Genomic DNA, 26,694 nt, shown 5'->3' with positions numbered 1-26,694 from the left:
CATCTACATCCAAAGAGAGGTGAACACCCAATAGAGCAACGCAGACAGACTGGCAGCGGCAGGCACGGTAATCAACCATGCGGCAAGGATGGTCGTGAAATGCGAACGGCGAACGACCTTTTTCCTGCGCCGTTGCTCTGCCGTCGATGTGGTATCGGTGCGCAACTCTCCCATGACACGTTCATGGTACCATTCGCGAAAGAAGCCGACGCCGAAGATGCCGCCGATTGCGATGTGGGTGGAACTGACTGGCAGGCCCAGCCAAGAGGCAATGATAACGGTGAATGCAGCCGACAGCGCCACGCAATAGGCCCGCATGGCGTTCAGGCGTGTGATCTCATTCCCGACGATATTGATGAGCTTCGGACCAAACAGCAACAGGCCGACGGACAGTCCCGCACCGCCGATCAGCATCACCCAAATCGGAATGGATACGCTGTCCGAACTGCCTCCATCCTGCACCGCGTGAACAATGGCAGCAAGCGGACCAACGGCGTTCGCAACGTCATTTGCGCCATGCGCGAAGGACAGAAGCGCAGCCGAAAGCACCAGTGGGATAGAAAACAATTCTTTCAGGGATTTCTTGCGCGGCTCTAACCCGCGGGACTGGCGGGCGATGACGGGGCGCATGACGAAGGTTGTCACGATGGCGATTGCGAGGCCGAGCAGAACCGCAGGGCCGAAACCGACGGAGATCAGCTTTTTCAGCCCTTTCAGCGCCAGATAGGTCGCGAATGTCCCCGCCATGATGCCAATCAGCACGGGCACCCAACGGCGGGCAGAGGCCAACATATCTTCAGTATAGATGATCTTCGTCTTGATGAAGGCAAGGAATGCGGCCGCAATCACCCCGCCCATGACCGGTGAAATCACCCAGCTTGCGACAATGGCACCCATTGTCGGCCAATTCACCGCCGCAAAGCCTGCCGCCGCGATCCCTGCGCCCATGACCCCGCCAACGATGGAATGGGTGGTCGATACGGGTGCACCGATCCATGTGGCGAGGTTGATCCACAACGCACCCGCCAGCAGGGCAGAAAACATCGCCCAAATGAAGATCTGCGGCTGCGCGACGCTTTCGGGTGAGATGATGCCGCGTGACACGGTGGAAACCACATCCCCGCCCGCCAGCAGCGCGCCTGCCGTTTCACAGATTGCGGCGACGATCAGTGCCGAACCGATGGTCATCGCGCGGGCGCCCACCGCCGGGCCCATATTGTTGGCCACGTCGTTGGCGCCGATATTCAGTGCCATGTATGCGCCCACGACCGATGCAGCGATGACAATCGCCGTGACGGCGCTGACCCCGCTGAAGGACCCAACTGACAGCCCGACAAGCACCATGAAAGCCAATGCGATACCCGGCGCAACCAGCGGGCGCGACACAAGCGCCGTCGCCTGTTCGAGCATCGAAATACGGTCGAGGTCCTTGTTAAGTGTCTTCCATGACTTGGGATCGGTATCGGCCATTTCGCACCCGCTTTTTTGTGACGGTTGCGTAACAGCAATATGATTTACGGACAATTACCATGCTCACGGCAATGTTTGGAGGCGAGCCTTGCTGCGCGGGTCAGGGTCGGTCACGTTGAGGCAGCCAGTCAGGAGTGTTGAATGCCCTATAAGCCAGCGATGAACCGACGCATGATGATCACCGCCACTGCTGCCGGGGCTGCCTTGGCAGGCGCACCTTTGCGCGTGCTGGCGCAGGATAAGCAGGCGCATCCCAACCCGATGCCTGCGGAACTGCGCCGCGTGCTGGAACGTAACCCTGCCCTGCCCGTTCTGGGCAATCCGCAAGGCGACGTCACCCTGACGGAATTTTTTGATTACAATTGTCCGTTTTGCCGCCAGAACATGCGCGATGTGCAGCGCCTGATCGGCGAGGACAAATCCCTGCGTGTGGTGTTCCGCGAATGGCCGGTTTTCGGTGAGGGCTCATTCTTTGCTGCCAAAGCCTCGCTTGCCTCGTTGCAGCAGGGGAAATACTGGCAGTTCCACGAAGCCCTGATGAGCATGAAGGCGCGGGCAGAGCAAGCGACGGTGTTGCGTGTCGCACGCGATGTCGGTCTGGATGAGGCGAAGCTGCGCGAAGATATGGAAAAGCGTGCGATCCTTGATCAGATTTATGAATCGATGGACCTCGCGGACACCATGATGCTGAGCGGCACGCCCACCTTCATTGCCGGGCATGAGGCAGCTTTTGGCAGGCTCAACCTGGCCGACCTGAAAGAGCTTGTGGCGGATGCGCGTAAATACGAGTTGTAGCGGCCATTGACGCATGACGCGCGGCACATCAATCTGTCCTCCGAAAACCGGAGGAAGTTTACATGACACGACATTTTGCATTGGCCGTGACCCTGCTGGCAGGCTCGACCACGTTGGCAGCGGCTGCCGACCTGAAGCTGGGCTATGCTTTGGCCGAAGACAGCCATTATGGCGCAGGTGCCAAAGCATTTGAAGAAACGCTGACCGCAGAGCTGGGCGATGCCTTCGCGGTCCAGCAGTTTCCGAACTCCGGCCTCGGCGGCGAACGCGAGGTGATTGAGGGCATTCAGATCGGCACCATCGACGCAACAATTGCATCTTCGGGGACGCTGTCGAATTTCGTACCTGAAGTCGGCGTCTTTGACGTGCCCTTCCTGTTCCGCGATCTCAGCCACGCGCGCAACACGCTGGACGGAGAGATCGGGCAAGAGATGCTGGCCAAATTTGACGATGCGGGGCTTCACGCGTTGGCCTGGGGCGAACAGGGCTTCCGCCATATCACCAATAGTCGCGGGCCAATTGCGACGCCGGCCGATCTGGACGGGCTGAAAATTCGCACGATGGAAAACCCGGTCCATCTGAAAGCGTTCGAGGCGCTTGGTGCAGCCCCCACGCCGATGGCATGGCCAGAGGTCATTCCGGCACTGCAACAGGGCGCAATCGACGGACAGGAAAACCCGCTTTCGGTGATCGTGTCAGCCAATCTGAACGAGGTGCAGCAATATCTGTCGCTGGATGGTCACGTCTATTCACCTGCGATCATCCTTTTGTCCAAACCACTGTGGGACGGGCTGGATGACGAACAGAAAGCGGCTTTTGACAAGGCCGGCGAAGCTGCGGTCGCTGCGATGCGCGGTTATGTCGACACGGTCGAGGCGGAAGGCGTTGCCACCCTGCGTGAGCGCGGCATGGAGGTGAACGAGGTTTCGGCTGAAGAAAAGCAGGCGTTTCAGGACCAGCTTGCCGATGCCTATGCCGATTATGAAAGCCAGTATGGCAAAGAGCTGATGGACAGCATAATCGCGGTAGAGTGATCTTCGCTTTTACCAAACAAGATGCACAGACCTGCCCGCCATCGCGGGCAGGTTTTTTGACCGGCGGGCCTCTCTTCAATCCAGGTTCTTGACGGTCCCCGCCATTTCCGCGCCGCGCGGCAGAAACACCGTCAGCAGCCCCATCGCAGGCATCCACGCGCAAAGCCGATAGACGAACTCTACCCCGCGATGGTCTGCGATAACGCCCAGAACAGCCGCCGCGATACCACCCATGCCAAAAGCAAAACCGAAGAAGATACCTGCGATCAGACCGACACGGCCCGGCACAAGCTCTTGCGCAAAAACGACGATGGCCGGGAAGGCAGAGGCAAGGACAACCCCGATCACGAAGGTCAGCACACCCGTTCCGATCAACCCGGCATAGGGCAGCAGCAGCGTAAAGGGCAAAACGCCAAGGATGGATATCCAGATCACCGTCAGCGGCCTGAACTTGTCGCCAAGCGGGCCACCAAGGATGACGCCCAATGCCATTGCCGCAAGAAAAACGAAAAGCATCAACTGCGACTGCTGCTGCGACAGGCCAAACTTCTCGATCAGGAAAAAGGTGTAATAGCTTGTGATCGACGCGGTGTAGATGTTTTTGGAAAATGTCAGCAGCGCAAGGATCACGATCGCCAATCGCACCCTGCCCAATGAAAGGCTGTGGCTGGGAACCGCCCGCCGTCGCGATGCCGAGGCGCGCATATACGCACCATACCACAGCCCGACCCGCGTCAGGATAAAGATCCCAAGTATCGCCATCAGTGTGAACCACAGGATCGATCCCCGGCCATTCGGCACGACAATGAACGCTGCCAGCAGCGGCCCAAGTGCGGTGCCCGCGTTGCCGCCCACCTGAAAGAATGACTGCGCGGTGCCATACCGACCGCCAGAGGCCAGCCGTGCCACGCGGCTGGATTCAGGATGAAAAACGGCGGAACCAAAGCCGATCATCATCGCGCCTGCGACCAGCACCGGATAGCTGCCAGCCTGCGACAGCGCCACCAGCCCGATCAGGCTGGAGGTCATACCGACGGGCAGCGACATCGGCATGGGCCGCTTATCCGTCACCGCACCAATGACAGGCTGCAACAGTGATGCCGTTCCCTGAAAGGCCAGCGTCAGAAGCCCGATCTGCCAGAACTGCAGCGCGAATTCCGCCTTCAGTAAGGGATAGATCGCCGCCAGAAGCGACTGCATCACATCGTTGAGCATATGGCAAAGGCTGACGCCCGCCAGTATCAGCCATGCCGTCTTTTCCGGCGGCGGCGCTGAAGCATCGGTGGCCGCGATCTGTGCCGCGGCGGCATCCTCTGTCACATCGGACATGACATCATCCCTTCGCGCCATTGATCTGCCTGTGCCGAAGGCACGTCAAGGCCGCCCAACGAAAAGGCTGGCGCGCCGTTCCAAGGCTGAGGATGATGCCCGTTCAGTTCGAGAAAGCCTCGACCAGATTCAGCACAGCCAGAACTTTTTGGGTATCACTGTCGATCCGATAGGCGCGATCATCATCCCGGTACTACACTCCATACCCAATCAAAGCATTGATTATGTGTTTCCACCCTGATTTTTTTCGGAATGGAGCAGAGAGAAGTCGGGTGATGGCGGCGGCATACCGGCTTTCGGACCGGGCATGGGCGGCGATCGAGCCGCTTTTGCCAAAGAACCAACCCGCGGCGCGGCGCGTGGATGATCGGCGGGTGATCAGCGGCATCGTCCATGTGCTGCGCGTCGGTTGCCGCTGGCAGGATAGTCCGGCGGTCTGTGGTCCGGCGACCACGATCTATAACCGCTTCAACCGCTGGAGCCGCAAAGGGCTGTGGACACGGATCTTCACGCAGCTCTGAGCGCAGCCGGACTGGCCCGAAAAGCTCAGCATCGACAGTTCCGCCATTCGGGCCCATCGCTCGGCGCATGGCGGAAGGTGGGGGGCGAAGCTCAGGCCATCGGGCGCTCGCGTGGCGGGCCCACGACGAAAATCCATGCTCTAACAGATGCCTGCAGGCGCGCCGTGGCCTTCATCCTCGGCCCGGGCAACGGCGCCGATATTTCCGCCGCCCCGCAATTGCTCGCCTTGTCGCCGCCGCCGGCAAGGTTGCTGGCCGACCGGGGCTATGACGCGGGCAGCCTTCGCAAGCGCCTTGCCGAATGCGGGGCTGAAGCCCTCATCCCTTCAACCCGGTCACGCAATAGGCCGATCCCTTATGAACAGAAAGCATATCGACGGCGCAACAGAATCGAGCGCGCCTTCTGTTGCCTCAAGGACTGGCGACACATCGCAACAAGATACGACAAACTCGCGAGAAACTTCGCCGCCGCCATCGCAATCGCAGCAACCATCATTCGGTCGGCCGATTGAGTCTCAACCCTAGCACCAGCCGTCACGATCCTTCAGGCCATAATGGTCAAGGTCGCGGATGATCCAATTGCAAAATTTCCGATAACTGCGCGTACTTCTGTTTCCATAGCAATCCCTCCTACTAAAGCAAACAGCCCAATGCAGAATGTACTGAAAGCGAAGAGGATAGCAGCCACAAAAATAACGATGACAATAACAGATTTTAGGCAACGTCCTTCCGGCGTTTCCGCCGAAAGCATCCCCCCCAATCTAGGCGACAGCCCCACATTTGAAGTCAAGAGAGAGACATGCAGAGACGGGCCGAAATTCTTGCTTTCAACTGAAGGTGCTGCTTCGCGCGAGGTTTATCTGCGTAGAGCGAATGACCACTGCGGGGATTGCTGTGGTACAGCATATCGAAGAACTGACCGAAGGCTCTGGGCCGGTGCTGCTCGTTGGGCTTGTAGATGAACATTGCGTCAATGCGAGACGCTGTTCCACCAATAGCGGACCACGATTCCATCCATCAATCGATGATTGTCGGCATCACCGCTCTCCAAGTATTTCCGTGACAAAACCCATTTCCGCTTGCCACGAGGAATCAGGGCTTCGAAGCCGCACTTTGCCGTTCCTTCACCGACACCCTTTTCCCGCCCCGCCAACGGTTCAGGGACCGAGGTCGTTCGCAGGATCGCGGCCACACTGATCGCAATGAGCGTTGGTTCAAAAACCTGAATCGGCCTTTGTCCGGCAGGCATGTCGATCACTGCCTCCCGAACATCGATAATCCCATAGATCAGCAGCTTTTCCGCGCTGTGCAACGGCAGAAATCCGGAATCCACGGCCATGGTGACCAAAAGCGCGATCCGGTCTTGGGTTTCTTCCGGGCTGAGCGGTTCCTCCACGCCCTTGCTCAAAGCTTCATGTCAGATGACTGCACGCCTTCGTCGGAAATCTGTTCCGGAATCTGCCGGTCTGTTTCAGCCAAATTCTGCCACGCAAGATCGAAGTCGATCAGGCTGAAACGCACGGTCGATTGCCCGGCCTCGGTTACATAGCTCATCGTGAACACTTCCGAACATTCCGGCAGCGCAACAGGCTCGCGTTCATTATCGAAGGAATTGCCTCGATAATTCGGTCCCGAACAGGGTTCCTCTTGCTGCGGGACCAGTTGGCCGGATGGCGTCCAGACATATTTGACCATCCTTGCCCCGATGGAAGGCACGGGTCTGTGCTGGGGCGATGCTGGGTATCGGGCAGCATGGTATTTGTCTCGGCGCTGAGTTTCGGTGGCCCGTCTGGCTGAGCCCGAAGTTAATCCTTATCTCGGGCGCAATCTTCATCCCGGAAAGCGCCCAGCTGTCGACCATGATCGCCGACGCGGCCCGCCCGCTTTAAAATAGCCGGCAGGCTGATGTCCAATCTTACGGTCCTTGCTCTTGGGCTGATCATCATCAGCGTTCAGGCGACTCCGGCGTTTTCCGGATGGCTGGGCGAGCACGTCGCTTTGGCACTGAAGGGGGGCGGTCCGGCGCTTGGCGTCGCAGCGCTGCGCGCGATCATGCTATATGGTGCTGACGCGCCGACCGCAAGCTCACACGCGTAAGCGAAATAGTCATATGATAGGATCTGAGATCGTTTGCCAAACCGTGTCATAGAAGATCAGATGAGATATCCAGCATGAGCGAAAATCAATCCGGCATGCGTCCGAAACCGACCGTCGCGCTTTGCCAATGAAAGGATCTTTTTTGCGTCTCGAATGTTGGCAACTGGCCATCCGAAGTGATGCAGTTCTGACGGGGTGCGTCGTGTCGTCTGCGAGTCGGCGATTATGGGCGAGGACGGACATATTATCCCAACGCATCACGCCACGCCGCCGCATAGCGCGCCAATGCGTGGGCATTCTGCGGGCTCCCGACCTCACGCGTCTGCGGCGGCTTGGCGTGAGCCATGCATAGCAGTGCCGCCCCGGTTGAGGTGCCGGTGGCCGATTGCGCGATCTCGACGCCCTGAGGGCGCAGCGCCGATAGCATCGCCAGATAATCCGGATTGCGCCCGAACGGTCCTTCGACGATGGTCGGGCCGCGCGCGCCGATTAGACGCAGGCACAGATCCGTCATCAGTGCCAAATACCAGGACAGCGCCACGATGCGCTGTCCCTCATTTGCGGGCGCCCCACGCCATTCCATCGCCCGCCCCGCGAAAGGGCCCGAGCTTGGCTCGACCGCGGGCAGGATCATGAGCCCATCGGCAAGGGCTTTGTTGCGTTCGGTGTCGTCGGGCTTCGCATCACTGCCGGCGCGGATCAAGTCATATTCGCGCCCGCCCATGAACCGTGCCGAGGGCACCGGTTGGCCGAGCGCATCGACATTGACCAGCAGGTCACGTGCTGGGTCCAGCGCCACTTGGTCCCCACCAACTGCCATCGCCACGACCCAGGTCCCGGTCGAAACAACAGCGAAGGGTGCTTCCCGCCCCAGCAAGTAGGGGTAAAGCGATGCATTGCTGTCATGAATCCCAACCGAGACCGGAGTGTCCTGTTTAAGCCCTGTACGCGCTGTGATATTGCCCCTTAGCTTACCCAGTATCTCGTTCGCGCGCCGAGCGGGGGCGATACGACCCGCAAGCCCAAGCCGTTCCACAAGGTCCGAAAACTGCCCCTTCCAAGGATTCCAGAGGTCGGTATGGCAACCAAGAGAGGTGACGTCGCTGGCCAGTTCGCCAGTCAACCGCCAACCCCAATATTGCGGATAGGTCAATACATGTGCCAGCCGCTGATCTAACCTTGGGTCGATTTTCAGCATCCAATGCAGCTGTGCGCCGACATTCAACCCCATGGGTAGGCGTGGCGATCCGGTTTGCGCGAAATCCGGCCGGATTGCTTCATATTCCGCCCTCGTCAAATCGGGGCCGGGATGTTCGTAATCCAGCATAGGAGCTGCCAGATCTCCGTCATGATCCAGCAGCACGCACGATGCGCCGTGAGTGGTAACGGAAATTGCGTCTACGCCGTGTTCCGAGTGAACGCGCGTCAGATGCTCAAGGAAGAAATCCCAGTGGCCTTCAAGATCGAAATGCGGCCAAGGCAGACCGGGCAGCACTTTGTTCGGGCGCGTGACGACGGCGATTTCAGTCAGTGTCGCGCCGTCGACAAGCGCCAGCTTGGCATTTGTCTTCCCGATATCGATGACGGCGATGTGGGTCATGGCATGTGGAACATGGGGACCAGCTGCACGGCCACGGGTTCGTCATCTGGATGGGTAGCCATGAGGTCTGCCATATGCGCCCACCATTTCCGCATCACCGGATGGTTCGGCAATTCGTCCATGCCGTGATCCTCCGCCCGCCACAACACGCCGAACAGCGCATTGGTTTCTGGATCCAGATGTATCGAGTAATCGCTGATCCCGGCCCCCTGCAGCAACTCGACCAGATCGGGCCAGATCGCGTCGTGACGCGCGCGATACTCGGCCTCCTTCCCCGGAAGAAGGGTCATCCGAAAGGCGTATTTTTGCATCATCTCCTCCGTGTCATGGCCCATAGCCGGGGCAGCGCGATCACACCGATCAGCAGCACGCCCATTATGATCGACATCACGATGCCGGGCACGTTCAGCAGGCCCAGACCAAATGTCACCAGCCCCATGACAAAGGCCGCGATCACCACGCCGGGGATGGAGCCCGACCCGCCAAGGATGCTGATCCCTCCAAGGACGACAATGGTCACCACCTCCAGCTCGAATCCGGCCGCGATGCTGGGCCGTGTGGACCCGAGCCGCGAGGTCAGGCAAATCGCGGCAATCCCGCTGGTCAGGCCGGTCAGCAGGAACAGGATGAATTTCACCCGCTCGACCTTTATGCCGCTGAACCGCGCGGCGGTGACATTGTTGCCGATGGCATAGACCGTGCGGCCGAAATTCGTCCTGTGCAGCAGCACCCCGAAGATAATGGCCAGAAGCGCGAAAATCACCAGTTCGACGGTGATCACCCAGAAGACATAACCCTGCCCGAACCAGGCAAGACCGGACGGATAGCCGGTGAAGGCGCCGTCGCCCAGCACGATATAGGAAATACCGCGAAACAGGCTCATCGTGCCGATGGTCACGACGATCGAGGGCAGGGCGAAGCGCGCAACCAGCAGCCCGTTGAAGGCTCCGCAGGCCAGACCCGTCGCCAGACCTGTTATCACCAGAACCGGCATCCCCGCGCCCGCATGCATCGCCAGCCCGATCGTCGTCGATGCCAACGCGATGATCGCGCCGACTGACAGGTCGATCTCGCCCGAGATGATTAGCAGCGCCATGGCGAAGGCGATCATCGCCTTTTCGGTGAAGTTGAAGGTGGCGTCGGACAGGCTCCACGGATCAAGGAAATAGGGCGAGGCGAAACTGTTGACGATGAAGATCGCCACGGCCACGACCAGCAGCAGGGCCTCCCAGCTTTTCAGGGCGCGGCTAAGCGGGCTTTGCAGCCGGTCGGGGATCTGGCGGCCGGTATGGGTCGGTGCCGTATCGCTCATGACTTGTGCTCTGCCTGTTTAAGGATGATGCGTCCCGGCGCGCGGCTGCCGCGAGCGTTGAAGGCGATGGCGATCAGGATGGCGCTGCCGGAAATCGCCATCTGCCAGAAGGGGGATACGCCGACGACCGGCAGGGCATTCTTGATGATGCCCAGAAACAGCGCCCCCATTACGCAGCCGGCGACGGTGCCCGATCCGCCGGCAATGGCGATGCCGCCGATCACGCAGGCGGCGACCACGTCCAGTTCGAACCCGCCGGCGATATCGACATAGGCGACGGCATAGCGCGCGACCCACAGATAGCCCGTCAGCCCGGCAAGCGCGCCGGCGATCACGAAGGCGGCGCATTGGGTGCGGCCGACCGAGATCCCGGTATAGACCGCCGCATGGGGATTGCCGCCGACCGCGTAGAAAGCCCTGCCAAGCGGCGTCCGCGTCAGCAGGACCGCGAAGCCCGCGATCACAAGGGCAGCAATCCAGCCCATCACCGGCAGGCCAAGGATCACGGCGCGAGGGAAGGCCTTGAAGGCATCGCTCATCTGATGGGCATTGATCCAGGCGCCATCGGTCAAAAGGAAGATCGTGCCGCGAAAGATGGTCATCGTCCCCAGCGTGACCACGATCGAGGGGATGCCCAGCTTCCAGACCAGCAGCCCGTTCACCCCGCCAAGCGCCGCGCCAAGCGCGATCACCGCCGGCAGGATCAACACCAGCGGTATCCCGGCCCCGTCCATCAGCGCCGCGATCATCCCACAAAGCGCGAGGTTCGCGGCCACCGACAGGTCGATGCATTTGGTCAGGATCACCACCATCTGCCCAAGCGCCAACAGGATCAGCGGCGAGGTGTCGGTGAAGACATTGGCCAGGTTGCGCGGCCGGACGAAGGCCGGAAAGCGGCTGGCGATCAGCGCCAGCAGCAGAAAGATGGCGAGGCCGAGAATGGTTTCGCGCGATTTCAGGATATTCACGCGGCAGCCCCCCGGATTCCCGCAGCGGCGCGGACGAGGTTTTCCGGCGTCATCTCATCGCCCGCGAATTCGGCGACGATGCGGCCCTCGCGCATGACGATCACCCGGTCGGACATTCCCAAAACCTCAGGGATCTCGCTGGAGACCATAATGACAGCTAGCCCCTCGGCGGCCAGTTCCGACATGAAATCATGCACGGCGGCCTTGGACCCGATGTCGATACCTTTGGTGGGTTCGTCCAGAATGATCACGCGCGGCTTGGTTGCGAGCCATTTCGCGATGACGACCTTCTGCTGGTTGCCGCCCGACAGAAGCCCGACATCCTGATCCAGACTTGCCGCGCGCAGATCCAACCGCTGCGTATAGTCGCGGGCAAGCGCAAATTCATTCGCAAGTTGCAGAAACCCGTTTCGGCTGGTCCGTTGCAGGGATGGCAGAGTCACGTTTTCGAAGATCGGCAGCCCCTTGACGACGCCCTGCCGGCCCCGATCCTCTGGGACATAGACGATCCCCGCTTCGACCGCTTGCGCGGTGGACCGGATCACGCGCACATCCTCGCCGATCTTCGTCGCCCCTTTCGATGGCTGGGTGATGCCGAAGAGCGCCTGCATGGCCTCGCTGCGACCGGCACCGACAAGGCCGTAAAAGCCCAGGATCTCGCCCTGATGCAGGGTAAATCCGATATCCTCGAACTCGGTCGGGTGGGAATAGCCGGAAACGGTCAGCACCGGCGCGCCGATCACGGCCGGGCGCTTGGGATAGATTTGATCGACGGCGCGGCCGACCATCAGGCGGACAAGATCGGCCTCGCTGGTCGCTTCCAGCACGCCCTCGCCGACAAACTGGCCGTCGCGGAAGACCACCCAGCGGTCGGCGATGCGGAAGATCTCGTCGAATTTATGGCTGATGAACAGGATCGCCTTGCCCTGTGCCTTCAGCTTCTCGACCAGCTCGTAAAGCTCGGCGATTTCCTTATGCGACAGCGCGGCAGTGGGTTCATCCATGATGACGACGCGGGCGTCGATGGACAGCGCGCGCGCGATGGCGACCAGATGTTTGGACGCGATGCCCAGATCAGAGAGCTTCACGCTGGGATCAAGATCTGCGTCGATGGAATCAAGGATCTCGCGCGCGCGCCGCGTCATTTCGGCGCGGTCGATCAGCCCGAAACGCCCGCGCGGGGCATGACCGATGAAGATGTTTTCGGCCACGGTCAATTCGTCGAACAGCACAGTTTCCTGATGGATCGCGGTTACGCCGGCCTGTCCCGCCGCTTGTGCGGTCGCGAAATGCGTCTCAACCCCGTCGACGATGATCTGGCCCTCATCCGGCTGATAGATTCCGGTCAGTATCTTCACGATGGTCGATTTCCCGGCGCCATTTTCGCCGATCAGTGCGGTGACCTGACCCGGATAAAGGTCGATCTGCACCCCATCCAGTGCGCGCACGCCCGGAAATGTCTTGACGATGCCGCGCAAGGACAGCACGGGCTTTTGTGCATCGGCCTGCATGAAAGTCCCCCAGAAAGGAAAGGGGCCCGGACGCACCGGACCCCGTCAGGATCAGAAGATCGAACTGAATTCGTCGATATTCGATGCGTCATAGGTGAAGGGGTCTGCCATCGCTGCCTCGGTATTGTCGTCCAGCGTCACCTCGCCCATGCGGCCGACAGGAATTACCGCGCCGGGTTCAGCAGTCGCGTCGTCCTTGGCCAGGTGATAGGCGATCATTGTCGCGGTATAGCCAAGGTCGATCGGGTTCCAGATCGCGAAGCTTTGCGACGCGCCTGACTTCACATGCCCTGCCATTTCGGACGGCAGCCCAAGTCCGGTCACATTCACCTCGCCGATCTTGCCGGCATCGGTCACTGCCTGCGCTGCCGCCACGATACCCACCGAGGTCGGCGCGATGATGGCCTTCAGGTCCGGATAGGTTTGCATCAGGCCCTGCGCCTCGCGATAGGACTTGTCGGCCAGATCGTCGCCATAGACCGTCGCCACGACATTGATGTTCGGATAGTCGCCGGCGACCTTATTCATCTCTTCGATCCAGGTGTTCTGATTGGTCGAGGTGGTGGTGGCCGACAGCACCGCCACATCGCCGCCATCGGGCAGATGATCGGCGGCCAGCTTGATAATCGTATTGCCGATCAGTGGGGCCGAGGAGGGATTCAACTGCATCGCACGGCCTTCCGGCGCGACACCGGAATCCCAGGAAATCACGGTGATCCCGCGATCCATGGCCCGTTTCAGGGCCGGGACGAGCGCATCGGTATCATTGGCGCTGACCGCAATGGCATCGACGCGCTGCGCGATCAGGCTGTTGATCACCTCGATCTGGCCTTCGGCCGTGGTGTCGGTCGGGCCGGTATAGATGATCTCGACATCGCCAAGTTCGGCCGCGGCTTCCTGCGCCCCTTCATTTGCGGCCTCGAAGAAGCCGATGCCAAGCGCCTTGGCGACAAGTGCGATACGCATCTTCTCGCCATCCTGCGCCTGCCCCGTGCCCGCAATCAGCGCGGTGGCAAGTGCTGCCGTAGTCAGTGCCTTTCGAAAAATGCCCATGCTTTCCTCCCTATGAGCGGTATCAGCGCATCACGTCTCCGCGCGCTTCTTGCGGTCCGATGCGGCGGCGGGGGCCACGATCAGTCGTATTTCTGCGGCTTGCAGCATCTGCGCCGCACGGTCTTCGATGCCATCGTCGGTAATAACGGTGTGAATGCGGCTCAGCGGGCACAGCAGCAGGCTGGAGCGCTGGCGGAATTTGGAACTGTCGGCCAGCACGACCAGTTCATCGGCCTGGCCGATCAGCTTCTGCTCAGCCTGCACCAGCAGCGGGTCACCCTCCATCAGGCCCAAGGGACCAAGGGCGCGGCAGCCCATGAACATGCGCCTCGCATAAAAATGACTGCTGCCATCGGCATCGAAAGGCGAAAGTATGATGTTCTGTTCGCGATAGATTGCGCCGGCCGGCAACAGCACGGTATTCTTCGATTGCTTCAGCAGGTGTTCGGCAATCGGAAAACTGTTGGTGAAGACCTGCAGCCGTTTCGTCGTCAGCGGGTGAACCATCTGGAACGTCGTCGTACCGCCATTAATGATGATCGCATCGCCGTCTTCGCAAAGACCGACGGCGGCTTGCGCAATCGCGCGTTTCTCGGCGACATTGACGGTCTGATTGACCGCGAAGGGCCTTGCGTTGATGCCGGCGAACTGGGTCGGGGCAATGGCCTCGGCCCCGCCACGCACACGGCGCAGCTTCTTGGTCATATGCAGCGTGGCGATATCTCGGCGCACCGTGGCCTCGGACACGCCGGTCAGCGTACAAAGATCAGCGACCGTCACCACCGGCTTTTCCTGCACGGCGGAGAGAATGATCCGATGGCGTTCGGTTTCAAGCATGATGCCTCCTCTTCCATACAGATTTCCAGCCATTTCGATTATTGTCAATCATTTTTGAGCGAGAAATGCATTCTACGTCTGCATAATGATCAATTATGATTGAAATTGATTGACAATTGACTGACATAATGTGTACCCAAAAGGCGGAAGGCGGGCAGTCCGTCCGCCGCGAGGGAGGCATCATGACCCAGTCCGGCACCGGAAATCGTCTGGAAAATCTGTGGGATGAGGCGAAGGCCGCATCATTCAGCGAATCGGAAAAGCTGCTCTATCGCTCGAACCTTCTGGGGTCCGACAAGCGGGTGACGAATTACGGCGGCGGCAATACCTCAGCCAAGGTTATGGAAACTGACCCTCTGACCGGCGAGGCGGTCGAGGTGCTGTGGGTCAAGGGTTCGGGTGGCGATATCGGGTCGATGAAGATGGACGCTTTCGCAACCCTTTACATGGCCAAGCTTGAAGCCCTGAAGGGCAAGTATCGCGGGCTTGAACATGAAGACGAGATGGTTGGTTATCTGCCGCACTGTACTTTCAACCTGAACCCGCGCGCGGCCAGCATCGACACGCCTCTGCACGCTTATGTGCCACGCAAACATGTCGATCACGTCCATTCCGATGCCATTATCGCCATTGCTGCCTCGGAAAATTCGCGCGAGCTGACCGCGGAAATCTTCGGCGACGAAATCGGCTGGCTGCCCTGGAAGCGACCCGGATTTGAGCTTGGTCTGTGGCTGGAAAATTTCGCGAAGGAAAACCCCGAGGCCAAGGGCGCCGTGCTGGAAAGCCACGGGCTGTTCACCTGGGGCGACACGGCTGAGGAATGCTATCAGAGCACGCTGGATGTCATCAACAAGGCCGCCGCTTGGCTTGAAGCGAAGACCGAGGGCAAGCCGGTTTTCGGCGGTGAAAAACTGCCGGCCCTTCCCGCCGATGAGCGCCGGGAAATTGCAGCGAAGCTGATGCCGGTCATTCGCGGGCTGATTTCGAAGGACCGCCACAAGGTCGGGCATTTCGACGACCAGCAGGCGGTTCTGGAATTCGTCGGATCGAACATGCTGGACGATCTGGCGCCGCTTGGCACGTCCTGCCCGGACCATTTCCTGCGCACCAAGATCCGGCCGCTGGTGATCGATTTCGACCCGGCCAATCCCGATCTGGACGCGACGATCGCCAGCCTGCCCGATGCCGTGGCCAGCTATCGCGAAGATTACGCGGCCTATTACGACCGCTGCAAGCACCCCGACAGCCCGGCTTTGCGCGACCCGAATGCGGTCGTCTATCTGATCCCAGGCGTCGGCATGATCACCTTCGCACTGGACAAGGCGACGGCGCGGATCTCGGGCGAGTTCTATGTCAATGCCATCAATGTGATGCGCGGCGCCTCGGGCGTTTCGACCTATCAGGGCCTGCCCGAGCAGGAGGCCTTCGACATCGAATACTGGCTGCTGGAAGAAGCCAAGCTACAACGGATGCCCAAGCCGAAATCGCTGGCCGGCCGGATCGCGCTTGTCACCGGCGGCGCGGGCGGGATCGGGGCGGCCACGGCCGAACGGATGCTGCGCGAAGGCGCTTGCGTCATGCTGGCCGATATCGACGCCGGCGCGCTGGATGAAGTGACGAAAGGCTTCGCTGCCCGACACGGTGCCGATGTGGTGCGCGGCGTGCAGATGAACGTCACCGATGAAGATCAAGTCGCGCGTGCCTTTGCCGAAACCGCGTTGGAATTCGGCGGCATCGACATTCTGGTCTCAAACGCGGGCATCGCGTCTTCAGCGCCGGTCGAGGAGACCTCGCTGGAGCTGTGGAACAAGAATATGGACATCCTGTCCACCGGCTATTTCCTGGTCAGCCGCGAGACGTTCCGCATCTTGCGGACCCAGGATATCGGCGGCTCGGTAATCTTCGTGGCCTCGAAGAACGGCCTTGCCGCCAGCCCCAACGCTTCTGCCTATTGCACGGCCAAAGCATCAGAGATCCACCTCGCTCGCTGTCTGGCGCTGGAAGGGGCCGAGGCCGGGATCCGTGTGAACGTGGTAAACCCCGACGCGGTGCTGCGCGGGTCCAAGATCTGGGATGGCGACTGGCTGGATCAGCGCGCCTCGACCTACAAGACCGACAAGGAGGGGCTGGAAGAAATGTATCGCCAGCGCTCGATGTTGAAGCGATCTGTGCTGCCGGCAGACATCGCAGAGGGTATCTATTTCTTCGCATCCGACCTGTCGGCCAAATCGACCGGAAACATCATCAATGTGGACGCCGGCAACGTCCAGGCTTTCACGCGGTGAGCACCATGATCGACGCATCCCTCATCGAGGCCGAAAACGCCAAGGCTACCGCCGATCTGGCCCAGGATTACAACGCGCTCGGTGCAAGGCTGGCCCGGCGCGGCGTGGATATCGAAGCCCTGACCACCCGCGCCGAGGGTTTCGGCGTCGCCATCCCCAGCTGGGGGACCGGCACCGGCGGCACCCGCTTCGCCCGTTTCCCCGGGACCGGAGAGCCCAATGGCATCATGGACAAGCTGGACGATTGCGGGGTGATCCAGCAATTGACCCGCGCCACGCCCAAAGTCAGCCTGCATATCCCATGGGACAAGGCCGATCCCGCGGATCTGCTTGCCAAGGCCGAAGAACTGGGTCTCGGCTTCGACGCGATGAATTCGAATACGTTTCAGGATCACGACGACCATCCGCTCAGCTACAAATACGGCTCACTCTCGCATGTCGACGCGGCGACGCGCCAGCAGGCGATTGACCACAATATCGAGTGCATCGAGATCGGCGAAAAGATCGGATCGAAGGCGCTGACGGTCTGGATCGGCGACGGGTCGAACTTTCCCGGCCAGACCTCGCTGTCGCAGCAGTTCGACCGCTATCTGGACGCGATGAAACAGGTCTATGCGGCGCTGCCCGAGGACTGGCGGATTTTCAGCGAGCACAAGATCTACGAGCCCGCCTTCTACTCGACCGTCGTGCAGGATTGGGGCACCAGCCTGATGATCGCGCAGGAACTGGGCGATCAAGCGAAATGCCTTGTGGACCTTGGCCACCACGCCCCCAATGTGAATATCGAGATGATCGTCGCCCGACTGATCCGCGCAGGAAAGTTGGGCGGCTTCCATTTCAATGACAGCAAATATGGCGATGACGATCTGGACAGCGGCACGATTGACCCATTCCGGCTGTTCCTCGTCTTCAACGAGTTGGTCGAGTTGGAGGATACACCAGGCCTTAATCTCGCCCATATGATTGACCAGAGCCATAACGTCACCGACCCTATCGAAAGCCTGATCGTCAGCGCCTGCGAGATCCAGCGCGCATATGTTCAGGCAAGCCTTGTCGACCGCTCCGCATTGGAGGAATACCGTCAGGCAAATGACGCGCTGATGGCGGCGGCGACGCTGCGCGCGGCCTTCCGCACCGATGTCGAACCCATTCTGGCCACGGCGCGCCGACGCGCGGGGGCAGCTATTGATCCGGTGTCGGTCTATCGCGCCTCGGGCTATCGGGCACAGGTCGCAGCCAATCGCCCAAGGTCAGCGGGCGGGGGCGGCGGCATCGTCTGAACCAAACCGCACATGCCAGCAGCGGCAGCGGCCTAATCCGCTGCCGTTCAACGTCGCGCCGATAACCAGCGGACTGCGTTGCGGTCCCGCCATAGCGAGGGCGGGAGGCCGGTAGATTTCCGAAACTGCGCCGAGAAATGGAAGGCCGAACTGTAACCCAGATGGCCCGCGATTTCCTTTACCGACTGGTCAGAGCTTCGGAGCAACTCACATGCGCGGCGGATTCTGACCTCGGTCTGGTACTGCTTAAGCGACATGCCGGCATGCTCACGAAATAGCCGCCGAAGCGTGGAATAGCTTGTGCCAAGACGTCGGGCCAGTTGATTAAGCGGCGGCGGCTCGCCACTTTCCTCCATCAGAATACGGCGCGCACGCTCGACCATTTTCAACTGATCCATTTCGGGGCGTAGCCCGGTCCCACAGCAAGCGGCCAGCAGCGTCAGTCCGAGTGTTGATATCTGAGACTGGTTGCCCAGTGCATCCTCACGCGAGAGATTGTGGATATATTTGAAGATTTCCCGCGCAGCATCGCCAGCGTGCCACACCGGGCGTTCCGGCGAGAGAAGCCCCATCTCTAACATCCGATCGAAGGCTGATCCTGTGCATTCGATCCAGCTTTCGGTCCAGCCAGTTTCAGGATCGGGCGCAAAACGGTGCCAGATACCGGGAAAAAGCAGGATAACATCGCCAGCCTGGATCTGGTGCAGCTTTGCCTCGTCGGGCGCGGCCTCCAGCCGACCCTGACCCTCGCTGATAAGCGCGAACTGATAGGCCTGCAATGTACGCCCGCGCTGCCACACGAAGTGATGATCATCCGGATGCCGAACGGGCGGATACGCGGAACCCGGCGCTATTCGGGTGAAGCCGGTAGACAATGCCGTGCATCCCCAGATCTCACAAAGCCGGTTCCGCGGCATATAGGCGAAATAGTCTTCGGATGGGGCTATGATCATTTTTCATATGTAAAAGGTCACTTTTCGAAAAACATACAACGTTAACAGACGAATTCCGAATGTTAATATCGATGATAGGATCATTTTTCGGATACGACTTGGACAGCCATCCGACGGACGAAGTGACCGGATCGAGCGGAGCGAATATGTCGAGGACGGACGGCTCGCGGGCCGATCGACACATTTTGAAGATTGGGCTTTTTGGCATCGGCCTCGATGCCTATTGGCCACAATTCGACGGACTGCATGAAAGGCTGGCCAGCTATGTCGGCCTTGTCGATGCGAAGCTGCAACGACCAGGAATTGAAATCGTCAATCTCGGCCTGATCGACACGACAGATGCCGCAGTGAAAGCCGGGCATGCATTTCGCGCCGCAGATATTGACTTGCTCTTCCTGCATGTGACCACCTATGCCCTATCATCTACAGTTCTGCCGGTAGTGCGGCGTGCGGGCGTGCCGGTGGTGATACTGAACCTCCAGCCAGAAGCTGCGATCGACTATGTTAAGTTCAATGCGTTGGGCAATCGCCGGGCGATGACAGGCGAATGGCTGGCGCATTGCGCCGCCTGCCCAGTTCCCGAAATCGCAAATGTCTTGATGCGTGCGGGCTTCGCCGTCCATCAGATTACCGGCGTTCTGGAAGGGGACGCCCATGTCGACACCCAGATTGACGACTGGGTCGAGGCTGCCCGCGTGGCGCATATCATGGCGCATAACAGATTGGGGGTCATGGGCCACTACTATAATGGCATGCTCGACATCTACTCCGACCTGACGGCGCAATGCGCCGCCTTCGGGACCATTGTCGAGTTCCTAGAGATGGACGACCTTGCCACGATCCGCAACGAATTGACCCATAACGAAATCAGCTCTGTTTCTGACCGGATCCTGTCCGAATTTGACGTCCAACCAGACTGCGACCCAGCCGAACTCGACCGTGCGGCCAAGACTGCGGCGGCGCTCTTTAAGTTGGCGGAACGCCACCAAATCGGGTCGATGGCATATTTCTACAAATCCGTACCGGGTCACGAGCATGAAGACATTATCTCATCGGTGATTCTCGGCTGTTCGATGCTGACCGCGTCCGGGGTGCCCGTGGCGGGTGAACACGAGATCAAGAACGCGCAGGCCATGAAGATCATGGATGCGTTCGGCGCGGGCGGCTCTTTCACAGAATATTACGCAGTGGATTACGAGGATGATGTCGTCCTGATGGGTCATGACGGACCGGGGCATACCGCAATTGCCGAGGGCCCGACGAAAGTCCGCCCGCTGGAGGTCTATCACGGCAAGGTCGGCAAAGGTCTTTCTGTCGAAATGTCGGTCCGCCACGGCCCTGTAACTCTGTTGTCGGTGATTGAACGGGAGGGGCGTGTGGAGCTACTTGTCGCAGAGGGCGAATCCGTCGAGGGGCCGATTCTTCAGATTGGCAACACCAACAGTCGCTATCGTTTCCCTGTTGGCGCACGCAACTTTTGTGAAAGTTGGAACGCCTCGGGCCCGGCGCATCATTGCGCGGTAGGTGTCGGACATATCGCAGGCCGGGTGGAAAAGCTGGCCCTGCTGTTGGGGCTGGAATTTACGCGCATCTGTTAGGGCGCGTTAAAGAATCGATAATGGGAGGAAGAAATGATTCTTGAATGGAAACCGAACGGCCGGATCGTCGGCCTTGCAACCTTCGCGACACTTTTCGCGGGAACTGTGTTCGCGCAAGACGCACCAACGCCACCCGATGCCGTCGCAGAATTCGCACCAATTGAGGCGGGCATGGGCGAGGGGCTGACCATCGGCTTTACCCAGCTAGCGCTGGGTGTTCCTTTCCCGGAAGCTCTTCAGACCGGTATGGAAGAAGCCGCCGCCACTGCGGGGTTTGAACTGGTCACCTGTGATAGCAAACTGAACGCCGCCGAGGCCCTCAACTGTGCGCGCCAGTTTCGCACCCAAGAGGTCGACGGCCTGATTACCTTTCAGGCCGACGCGGCCGCGGCTGCAAATATCTGCGCCGAAGGACCGCAGGTGCCAGTGATCGCCATCGATATCGAACAGCAGCCCTGCCAGAAAGCATTTGTGGGCGCGGCAAATGAATATGCCGGACAGATCGTCGGATATGAACTCGGACGCTATTTTCAGGAAAATTTCGAGTGTGAGCATGATGCCTGGGTCTCGCTGGAATCACTGGCCGTCGGCGTCGTCAACGACATGCGCATGGATGGTATTCGCGAAGGCTTTGAGTCCGTCTGCGGTCCGGTCAATAACGAACGCATCATCGACACCGGCGCGGGCGGTCAGGCCGATACGGCGCAGCGACAGATGATGGATACTCTCACCGCTCTGCCCGGCGCAGAGCGTGTAATCACAGTCGGAATCAATGAAGACGTTATCACCGGTGCGCTTGCTGCCGCGCGCAGTCAGGGCCGGACAGAGAACCTTTATCTTGGCGTGCAGAATTTCGATCCGGATAACTGCCAGATCTGGACCGCGCCGAACTTCATCGCATCGGCAGCCTATTTTCCCGAAAAATGCGCGCTGCTGATCGTGCCGAACCTGATCAAAGCAATCAAGGGTGAAGAGATCGCCGAACAGATCCTTGTACCGCATGAGGTCATAACCCAAGAGAACATGGCCGAATTCTATCCGGGAATGTCATGCAGCTGAGTGATCGACCCTTCCTTTCGGTCCGGGGTATCCGCAAGTCCTTCGGACCGGTCAGGGTTCTGCACGGGGTTGATCTGGACCTCTCGCCCGGCACCGTGACAGCGCTTTTGGGAGAAAACGGTGCCGGAAAGTCGACCTTCGTACGGATTCTGGCAGGCGATCATGCTCCCGATGACGGCGAAATTGCCATAGATGGCGAACCCATCGCAATACGGTCGGTTGGGCAGGCTCGTGATGCCGGTATCCGGCTAATCGCACAAGAGATTGCCGATGCGCCGACGCTTAGCGTCGCTGAGAACATCACTCTGGGCGCTCTGCCAACACGTCGTGGCTTTATTGACCGTGGTGAAATGCGCCGTCGAGCGACGAACGCGCTTCAATCGCTCGGGGCCGACATTCCTCTGGATGCAAAGGCTTCAACCCTGCGGCTTGGTGAGCGTCAGATCATAGAGATCGCGCGCGCTTCGATCGGTGCTTCACGCTGCGTGATTTTTGACGAACCGACAGCCGCGCTTTCTGATGCCGAAACGCAGAGGCTTTTCGACCTGGTCCGGCGCATGAAACAGAATGGCACGGCGATCCTTTATATCACCCATCGGCTTGATGAGGTGTTCGCCCTTGCCGACCGCGTGTGTGTGTTGCGCGACGGGCGCGTATCGCTGGACAAGGATGTCGGTTCGGTCGATCAGGCATCTGTGGTGACAGCGATGGTCGGTCGCGAACTTCAGAGCTCGGACGAGGATTACCGCTTTGACGGCCCGGCCAAACCGATGCTCGAGGTCAAGGGACTTTCCGGCGACGGCTTCGAGGAAGTTGACCTGTACGTGGCGCCGGGTGAAATCGTCGGGCTGTACGGCAAGATCGGATCTGGTGTACCCGAAATCGCTGCGACGCTTTTTGGCGCGGATCTGCGCGAAGGCGGCTCTATCCGGCTTGACGGCAAGGAGGTCGCATTTGACCACCCGGCAGAAGCGATTGCCCAAGGCATCGGCTTTCTGCCCTCTGACCGAAAGGGCGACGGCATTTTCGGGCCGTGCCGCTCTGCGGAAAACCTTGCCGCGCCGAGTTGGCGCCGGTTGGCAAACGGCCGGTTTCTTGGCCGCGAATCGGAAACACGTGCCTTTGCCAAATGGCACAGGAGGCTTCGCGTCCGTTCCAGTCCGGATGGGTCAGAGCCGATTGTGAACCTTTCCGGCGGAAACCAGCAAAAGGTCTTGCTTGGCCGCTGGCTGGAAAACGGATCGCGCCTGCTTCTACTGGTCGAACCCACACGCGGCGTCGACGTCGGCGCGCGAGAGGAAATTTATCAGCTGCTGCGCGAGCTTGCGCGCGATGGCCATGCCATCCTGATCGCCAGTTCAGATTATGAGGACATCGTCCACGCTGCCACCCGCGCCGTCATCATGGTGCGCGGACGCATGACGGCAGGGCTGTCCCGCGAAGACATCTCGGTCGCCAATCTGACCCGGCTGGCCGGAGGAGGACAACATGATTGACCAGTCCCAAAGCGGCACCGACAACCAGAGAAACACATCGCGGAGTGGATTAGCACTGCCTGAATCCGCTGCACTTATGGTGTTTCTGTTGCTGGAAGTGGCCTTCTTCTCGTTCAGCTCTCCGTTCTTTCTCACATGGCCGAACTGGGTCAATATCTTCACCGCCATGTCGATCACCGGCATCCTCGCCGCGGGTGGCACTATCCTTCTGATTGGCGGACAATTCGATCTTTCGGTCGGCAGCGGCATGGCATTCGTCGCACTGATATTCGCGCTCGCTGCGAATGCGATGGGAATTTTCCCGGCAATCCTGGTAGCGTTGGCGACCGGTATAGGAATCGGTGCGCTGAACGGGTTTCTGGTCACGGTCGTCGGTGTCAATGCACTGATTACAACACTAGGTACGCTGGCCATTTTCCGTGGGCTGACACTGTCCATCGGCGGCGCGTCCAGCGTCCGTGTCAATGGTTTTGATTGGGCCATCTATCGTCCGCTTTTCGATATCCCATTGTCAGCGCTGTTATTCGTCATAGTAGCCATCGCCGTCGGCGTGCTTCTGGCAAAAACCGTCTTTGGCCGGACGATCTATGCAATTGGCGCGAATGAAAGCGCGGCCCGTCTGGTCGGAATTCGCACCAAACGTACCCTGTTTCTCGCATTCATCGCCTCGGGCATCTGTATGGCCTTGACGGGACTGGTTAGTGCATCGCAACTGGGCTCTACCTCCGGCACAACAGGTGTCGGTCTGGAGCTTGCGGTGGTCACAGCCATTATTCTCGGCGGCACCAGCCTGAAAGGCGGCATCGGGTCAATGTTCGGCACAATTCTGGGTTTGCTCATCGTCGGCGTCCTCAATAATGGCATGACGCTGATGAACATCAACTCGACCTGGCAACAGGTCGCAGCCGGCATACTACTGATCCTCGCGGTCTCTTTCGACCAGCTCCGTCAGCGCTTCATTGCGCGCTGAGAAGACAGTTCGATGAAACGTTTTACCATTCTCGACAGTGTCGAGACCGCGATGCGCGACGGAACAATTCTGCGCGGCGACGTCTGGCTGCCTGATGGCGATGGCCCCTGGCCGGTGCTGTTGCAGCGCACACCATACCGGCGCGCGGACGTACATGGCGCGCAGTATATCTCGGCGCTGGAATTCCAGTCTGCACTCAGGCGCGGCATGGCGGTCATGGTGCAAGATACGCGCGGCCGCTATGGCTCTGATGGCGAATTCGATCCCTTCCTGCATGAGGGCAAAGACGGCGCCGACACCATCGCCTGGCTTCTGAAGCAACCATTCTGCAACGGCCAGGTCGGAATGTTCGGTGCCTCTTACGTTGGCGCCACGCAGGTCCTCGCAGCGGCCGAAAACCCGCCCGGACTCCTCGCCATCTCTCCTCAACTGACCACGGCACGGCACGGTGAGACATGGACATATCGCGGCGGCGCGATCGAACTGGGCTTTGTCCTGCTGTGGATCATCGAGGCGCTCGGTCCCGCCGATCTTGCTCGTCGCCTGCCGAGTATGGAAGCAGAGGCGGCAGAGCGATTGCAGGCCTTTATGGCACGGCTGCTGACTGACCCTGATGCCGCCTATGGCGATCTTCCTGACATCGCCGATGACCTGTATGAACTGGCCCCGTATGCGAGGGAATGGCTGGACGTTGATCGCGCCCTCGCCTCTTCCAGCGACCGAGAGCACCTTGACGATCTGGCGCAATGCCGCGTGGCGATGCTGGTCACCGCAGGCTGGAACGACCTGTTTGCAGAGGGGTCGATCGAGTTGTTCGAGACTGCCCGCGCCCGCTATCAGCACGCCTGCGACTGCCCGGATCGCCTGATCATCGGCCCTTGGTCGCATGGCAATCCCAAAGACCGGCAAGGCGAGATGTGGCACGGCTATACTGCCTCGACTGCGATGCTTTCGGATGCACAGCTCGATTTCTTCTCCGATATATTTTCGGGACGCATGCCCCGCCGTCCCATGGTGTCGTGGTTCCAGACTGGGACCAATATCTGGCACGAGGCGGATGACTGGCCGCTTCCCGAGGAATCGCGCCTGGAACTGCATCTGGACGGTGATCGGCTGCGTCAAACCAAACCGTCATCACCAAATTCGCGAAGCTGGACATTCGATCCCAACTCTCCGGTCCCGACAACTGGCGGCGCAACCTTCTTGCCAGGGCTGTTGCTGGGACGAAACTCCGGACCGATGAGGCAATCTGAAATCGAATGCCGCGAAGACGTGATAACCTTCACCAGCGATCCTTTGACGATCCCGCTAGATGTCATCGGACTGGTTGCTGTCGAACTGACCGTTGCTAGCAGCGTCAAAATCTGTGACTGGACCGGCCGGTTGTGTGAGGTCACGCCGAATGGCGAGAGCTTTGGACTTGTTGATGGCATCCTGCGCTCGAGCCAATTTTTTCAGGACGATCTCATCTCGACGACCCAGTTAGTGATAAAACTCGGACATATCGGCCACCAGTTTGCATTGAAAAACCGTATCCGGCTGCAAATTGCTTCATCCAATTTCCCACGCTTTGATGTTTGCGCGAAAAGCGGAACAACAAGCTCGGCAAGAGCGTCTCAGAGTTACCTCCAGACTGTTATGACTGGGCGCCTCGTTCTTCCAAGTCGGTGCGCCGGCCTTCTCAAACTTTGATGTCGATGATGACCAGCGGATTGCCGGTCAATGTGTTCAGAACGGTTTCGAGAATTCTTCCTGGGCCGGCGCTGCCCCAACCGCGCTGAAGACCGGCGATCCCGAAGGAGGCACCTTCCCCGCTGGCATCAATCTGCAGCTATGGCATATCGAGCAACTGGCCAAGGCGGGCGGCCCATCTTGTCTTGCCGACCCCCGGCAGGCCGTTGAGGAGCATGGGTGGAAGTCGAAAGCCGATCTCACCATCGAATCCCGAACGCCGCCTGGCATACCAGACCAACTCGGTGGCGGGCGCCATCCAGGGCGTTTCCTGATGGAGCTGGGCCGCGATTTCGTCTGGCTGATCCTCTGACTGGATCGCAGACAGGCGCACGCCGTGACGGAGGGCGGAGAGACGCTCAATTTCATCAGGTTTGAGATGGCTCAGGCCATTTGCTGCTGCCCGCGCCGCGACGATGCGCCCGGCACGGGCCTTGATCTTGGCGACATCGGCCTTCGACAGGCGTCCGCGGAAATTGTGCCGGGTGATTGCCATACGAAGCTGTTCGGATTCTGCATCGGCACCCTCCCGGGGCGGCTCGTCCGGGGGCGAGCGCAATTTGCGCAGATGCTCGACAAATCTGTCCTGCACGTCGGCGATGGTTTCATCGCTCGCGGCGAAGATGGCTTTGATAAAGGGTATGCGTGTCATGGTGCCCTGATCTGAGACCCGCAAGGCATTTCCCCGCGCAGTCGCGGTGAAGCTTGCGTGAAGTGAAAGATTGGGACCCGGGTCGGTGAGGGCAGATGGGCAGCAAGACCGATCAGCGTCAAGGCTGCTGGCAGTTTGCGGAG

24 protein-coding genes and 1 pseudogene are annotated in these 26,694 nt (G+C 59.8%); 12 read left to right on the top strand and 13 right to left on the bottom strand.

The annotated features are described in order from the left end of the window. Nucleotides 1-3: 3 nt before the first annotated feature. Nucleotides 4-1,470, bottom strand: a complete 1,467-nt coding sequence (locus PAF20_RS01385) for an inorganic phosphate transporter (RefSeq protein WP_271071974.1) — start codon at nucleotides 1,468-1,470, stop codon at nucleotides 4-6. A 141-nt stretch (nucleotides 1,471-1,611) separates the two neighbouring features. On the opposite strand from PAF20_RS01385, the gene PAF20_RS01380 reads away from it, so the two are divergent. Together PAF20_RS01380 and PAF20_RS01375 are read left to right on the top strand one after the other, a co-directional pair. Continuing rightward, nucleotides 1,612-2,265: a DsbA family protein gene (locus PAF20_RS01380; protein ID WP_271071973.1), complete on the top strand. Its 654-nt coding sequence runs from the start codon at nucleotides 1,612-1,614 to the stop codon at nucleotides 2,263-2,265. A 62-nt stretch (nucleotides 2,266-2,327) separates the two neighbouring features. Continuing rightward, nucleotides 2,328-3,299 (top strand): TRAP transporter substrate-binding protein, encoded by a 972-nt coding sequence (locus PAF20_RS01375; protein WP_271071972.1) that lies wholly within the window; start codon nucleotides 2,328-2,330, stop codon nucleotides 3,297-3,299. Nucleotides 3,300-3,374: 75 nt separating this feature from the next. Here the strand turns inward: PAF20_RS01375 and PAF20_RS01370 are convergent, their stop codons facing one another. Next, nucleotides 3,375-4,628, bottom strand: a complete 1,254-nt coding sequence (locus PAF20_RS01370; protein WP_434802931.1) for an MFS transporter — start codon at nucleotides 4,626-4,628, stop codon at nucleotides 3,375-3,377. Here PAF20_RS01370 and PAF20_RS01365 point away from each other — a divergent pair. Continuing rightward, entirely contained in the window at nucleotides 4,627-4,869 is a 243-nt protein-coding gene (locus PAF20_RS01365) for a hypothetical protein (protein WP_271071971.1), read from the top strand. The two genes, PAF20_RS01370 and PAF20_RS01365, sit on opposite strands and share 2 nt — an antisense overlap. Nucleotides 4,870-4,903: 34 nt before the next feature. Continuing rightward, nucleotides 4,904-5,661: pseudogene (locus PAF20_RS01360) on the top strand (IS5 family transposase). A gap of 458 nt (nucleotides 5,662-6,119) precedes the next feature. Here the strand turns inward: PAF20_RS01360 and PAF20_RS01355 are convergent. Then, nucleotides 6,120-6,545: a hypothetical protein gene (locus PAF20_RS01355; RefSeq protein WP_271071970.1), complete on the bottom strand. Its 426-nt coding sequence runs from the start codon at nucleotides 6,543-6,545 to the stop codon at nucleotides 6,120-6,122. Nucleotides 6,546-6,553: 8 nt separating this feature from the next. Further along, entirely contained in the window at nucleotides 6,554-6,703 is a 150-nt protein-coding gene (locus PAF20_RS01350; RefSeq protein ID WP_271071969.1) for a hypothetical protein, read from the bottom strand. A gap of 351 nt (nucleotides 6,704-7,054) precedes the next feature. On the opposite strand from PAF20_RS01350, the gene PAF20_RS01345 reads away from it, so the two are divergent. After that, nucleotides 7,055-7,246, top strand: coding sequence for a hypothetical protein (locus PAF20_RS01345; protein WP_271071968.1), 192 nt, complete (start codon nucleotides 7,055-7,057; stop codon nucleotides 7,244-7,246). Nucleotides 7,247-7,490: 244 nt separating this feature from the next. Here the strand turns inward: PAF20_RS01345 and PAF20_RS01340 are convergent, their stop codons facing one another. Genes PAF20_RS01340 through PAF20_RS01310 form a run of 7 tightly spaced genes read right to left on the bottom strand, consistent with a single transcriptional unit; the run spans nucleotide 7,491 to nucleotide 14,527 of the window. Then, complete coding sequence (locus PAF20_RS01340) at nucleotides 7,491-8,846, bottom strand: FGGY-family carbohydrate kinase (RefSeq protein WP_271071967.1); 1,356 nt, start codon at nucleotides 8,844-8,846, stop codon at nucleotides 7,491-7,493. After that, entirely contained in the window at nucleotides 8,843-9,157 is a 315-nt protein-coding gene (locus PAF20_RS01335) for an L-rhamnose mutarotase (RefSeq protein WP_271071966.1), read from the bottom strand. Before PAF20_RS01335 ends, PAF20_RS01340 begins: the two co-directional genes overlap by 4 nt. Continuing rightward, the gene (locus tag PAF20_RS01330) at nucleotides 9,157-10,158 is read right to left on the bottom strand and encodes an ABC transporter permease (protein ID WP_271071965.1); all 1,002 of its coding nucleotides are present in this window, start codon (nucleotides 10,156-10,158) and stop codon (nucleotides 9,157-9,159) included. The genes PAF20_RS01335 and PAF20_RS01330 overlap by 1 nt, the downstream gene beginning before the upstream one ends. Next, nucleotides 10,155-11,126 (bottom strand): ABC transporter permease, encoded by a 972-nt coding sequence (locus PAF20_RS01325; protein WP_271071964.1) that lies wholly within the window; start codon nucleotides 11,124-11,126, stop codon nucleotides 10,155-10,157. Before PAF20_RS01325 ends, PAF20_RS01330 begins: the two co-directional genes overlap by 4 nt. Then, nucleotides 11,123-12,637 (bottom strand): sugar ABC transporter ATP-binding protein, encoded by a 1,515-nt coding sequence (locus PAF20_RS01320; protein WP_271071963.1) that lies wholly within the window; start codon nucleotides 12,635-12,637, stop codon nucleotides 11,123-11,125. The genes PAF20_RS01325 and PAF20_RS01320 overlap by 4 nt, the downstream gene beginning before the upstream one ends. 51 nt (nucleotides 12,638-12,688) lie before the next feature. Continuing rightward, nucleotides 12,689-13,690: a rhamnose ABC transporter substrate-binding protein gene (gene rhaS, locus PAF20_RS01315; protein WP_271071962.1), complete on the bottom strand. Its 1,002-nt coding sequence runs from the start codon at nucleotides 13,688-13,690 to the stop codon at nucleotides 12,689-12,691. A gap of 30 nt (nucleotides 13,691-13,720) precedes the next feature. Continuing rightward, nucleotides 13,721-14,527 (bottom strand): DeoR/GlpR family DNA-binding transcription regulator, encoded by an 807-nt coding sequence (locus PAF20_RS01310; RefSeq protein WP_271071961.1) that lies wholly within the window; start codon nucleotides 14,525-14,527, stop codon nucleotides 13,721-13,723. 182 nt (nucleotides 14,528-14,709) lie between these two features. Here PAF20_RS01310 and PAF20_RS01305 point away from each other — a divergent pair, with 182 nt between their 5' ends. Both PAF20_RS01305 and rhaI read left to right on the top strand, forming a co-directional pair. Beyond that, nucleotides 14,710-16,812 carry a bifunctional rhamnulose-1-phosphate aldolase/short-chain dehydrogenase gene (locus PAF20_RS01305; protein ID WP_271071960.1) on the top strand — a complete coding sequence of 701 codons (2,103 nt, stop codon included), beginning with the start codon at nucleotides 14,710-14,712 and terminating at the stop codon, nucleotides 16,810-16,812. Between the two features lie 5 nt (nucleotides 16,813-16,817). Next, complete coding sequence (rhaI, locus tag PAF20_RS01300) at nucleotides 16,818-18,092, top strand: L-rhamnose catabolism isomerase (RefSeq protein ID WP_271071959.1); 1,275 nt, start codon at nucleotides 16,818-16,820, stop codon at nucleotides 18,090-18,092. A 47-nt stretch (nucleotides 18,093-18,139) separates the two neighbouring features. On the opposite strand, the gene PAF20_RS01295 is transcribed toward rhaI, so the two are convergent. After that, a complete protein-coding gene (locus tag PAF20_RS01295; protein WP_271071958.1) occupies nucleotides 18,140-19,045 on the bottom strand; it encodes a helix-turn-helix transcriptional regulator in 906 nt (301 codons plus the stop codon). Between the two features lie 185 nt (nucleotides 19,046-19,230). Here PAF20_RS01295 and PAF20_RS01290 point away from each other — a divergent pair, with 185 nt between their 5' ends. The 5 genes from PAF20_RS01290 to PAF20_RS01270 are packed head-to-tail and all read left to right on the top strand — an operon-like array spanning nucleotide 19,231 to nucleotide 25,860. After that, nucleotides 19,231-20,643: an arabinose isomerase gene (locus PAF20_RS01290; protein WP_271071957.1), complete on the top strand. Its 1,413-nt coding sequence runs from the start codon at nucleotides 19,231-19,233 to the stop codon at nucleotides 20,641-20,643. Nucleotides 20,644-20,676: 33 nt separating this feature from the next. After that, nucleotides 20,677-21,702: a sugar ABC transporter substrate-binding protein gene (locus PAF20_RS01285; protein ID WP_271071956.1), complete on the top strand. Its 1,026-nt coding sequence runs from the start codon at nucleotides 20,677-20,679 to the stop codon at nucleotides 21,700-21,702. Beyond that, nucleotides 21,693-23,198 (top strand): sugar ABC transporter ATP-binding protein, encoded by a 1,506-nt coding sequence (locus PAF20_RS01280; protein WP_271071955.1) that lies wholly within the window; start codon nucleotides 21,693-21,695, stop codon nucleotides 23,196-23,198. Before PAF20_RS01285 ends, PAF20_RS01280 begins: the two co-directional genes overlap by 10 nt. After that, the gene (locus PAF20_RS01275) at nucleotides 23,191-24,168 is read left to right on the top strand and encodes an ABC transporter permease (protein ID WP_271071954.1); all 978 of its coding nucleotides are present in this window, start codon (nucleotides 23,191-23,193) and stop codon (nucleotides 24,166-24,168) included. Before PAF20_RS01280 ends, PAF20_RS01275 begins: the two co-directional genes overlap by 8 nt. A gap of 12 nt (nucleotides 24,169-24,180) precedes the next feature. After that, on the top strand, nucleotides 24,181-25,860 hold the full coding sequence (locus PAF20_RS01270) for a CocE/NonD family hydrolase (RefSeq protein WP_271071953.1): 1,680 nt from the start codon (nucleotides 24,181-24,183) through the stop codon (nucleotides 25,858-25,860). 139 nt (nucleotides 25,861-25,999) lie between these two features. Here the strand turns inward: PAF20_RS01270 and PAF20_RS01265 are convergent, their stop codons facing one another. Then, nucleotides 26,000-26,551, bottom strand: a complete 552-nt coding sequence (locus tag PAF20_RS01265) for a hypothetical protein (protein WP_271071952.1) — start codon at nucleotides 26,549-26,551, stop codon at nucleotides 26,000-26,002. Between the last annotated feature and the right edge of the window lie 143 nt (nucleotides 26,552-26,694).

This window comes from Paracoccus albus (genome assembly GCF_027913035.1).
GTDB lineage: Bacteria > Pseudomonadota > Alphaproteobacteria > Rhodobacterales > Rhodobacteraceae > Paracoccus > Paracoccus albus.
Note: the sequence above shows the minus strand (reverse complement) of the source record. Positions and strands in the feature narration are given on the sequence as shown.

Excerpts from the sequence above, each read along its gene's own strand:
- PAF20_RS01265 (WP_271071952.1), bottom strand. The coding sequence starts at position 26,551 with ATGACACGCATACCCTTTATCAAAGCCATCTTCGCCGCGAGCGATGAA.
- PAF20_RS01385 (WP_271071974.1), bottom strand. The coding sequence starts at position 1,470 with ATGGCCGATACCGATCCCAAGTCATGGAAGACACTTAACAAGGACCTC.
- PAF20_RS01295 (WP_271071958.1), bottom strand. The coding sequence starts at position 19,045 with ATGATCATAGCCCCATCCGAAGACTATTTCGCCTATATGCCGCGGAAC.
- PAF20_RS01380 (WP_271071973.1), top strand. The coding sequence starts at position 1,612 with ATGCCCTATAAGCCAGCGATGAACCGACGCATGATGATCACCGCCACT.
- PAF20_RS01365 (WP_271071971.1), top strand. The coding sequence starts at position 4,627 with ATGACATCATCCCTTCGCGCCATTGATCTGCCTGTGCCGAAGGCACGT.
- PAF20_RS01335 (WP_271071966.1), bottom strand. The coding sequence starts at position 9,157 with ATGCAAAAATACGCCTTTCGGATGACCCTTCTTCCGGGGAAGGAGGCC.
- PAF20_RS01310 (WP_271071961.1), bottom strand. The coding sequence starts at position 14,527 with ATGCTTGAAACCGAACGCCATCGGATCATTCTCTCCGCCGTGCAGGAA.
- PAF20_RS01280 (WP_271071955.1), top strand. The coding sequence starts at position 21,693 with ATGCAGCTGAGTGATCGACCCTTCCTTTCGGTCCGGGGTATCCGCAAG.
- PAF20_RS01285 (WP_271071956.1), top strand. The coding sequence starts at position 20,677 with ATGATTCTTGAATGGAAACCGAACGGCCGGATCGTCGGCCTTGCAACC.
- PAF20_RS01320 (WP_271071963.1), bottom strand. The coding sequence starts at position 12,637 with ATGCAGGCCGATGCACAAAAGCCCGTGCTGTCCTTGCGCGGCATCGTC.
- PAF20_RS01305 (WP_271071960.1), top strand. The coding sequence starts at position 14,710 with ATGACCCAGTCCGGCACCGGAAATCGTCTGGAAAATCTGTGGGATGAG.
- PAF20_RS01330 (WP_271071965.1), bottom strand. The coding sequence starts at position 10,158 with ATGAGCGATACGGCACCGACCCATACCGGCCGCCAGATCCCCGACCGG.
- rhaI (WP_271071959.1), top strand. The coding sequence starts at position 16,818 with ATGATCGACGCATCCCTCATCGAGGCCGAAAACGCCAAGGCTACCGCC.
- rhaS (WP_271071962.1), bottom strand. The coding sequence starts at position 13,690 with ATGGGCATTTTTCGAAAGGCACTGACTACGGCAGCACTTGCCACCGCG.
- PAF20_RS01375 (WP_271071972.1), top strand. The coding sequence starts at position 2,328 with ATGACACGACATTTTGCATTGGCCGTGACCCTGCTGGCAGGCTCGACC.
- PAF20_RS01345 (WP_271071968.1), top strand. The coding sequence starts at position 7,055 with ATGTCCAATCTTACGGTCCTTGCTCTTGGGCTGATCATCATCAGCGTT.
- PAF20_RS01370 (WP_434802931.1), bottom strand. The coding sequence starts at position 4,628 with ATGTCCGATGTGACAGAGGATGCCGCCGCGGCACAGATCGCGGCCACC.
- PAF20_RS01270 (WP_271071953.1), top strand. The coding sequence starts at position 24,181 with ATGAAACGTTTTACCATTCTCGACAGTGTCGAGACCGCGATGCGCGAC.
- PAF20_RS01340 (WP_271071967.1), bottom strand. The coding sequence starts at position 8,846 with ATGACCCACATCGCCGTCATCGATATCGGGAAGACAAATGCCAAGCTG.
- PAF20_RS01275 (WP_271071954.1), top strand. The coding sequence starts at position 23,191 with ATGATTGACCAGTCCCAAAGCGGCACCGACAACCAGAGAAACACATCG.
- PAF20_RS01350 (WP_271071969.1), bottom strand. The coding sequence starts at position 6,703 with ATGAGCTATGTAACCGAGGCCGGGCAATCGACCGTGCGTTTCAGCCTG.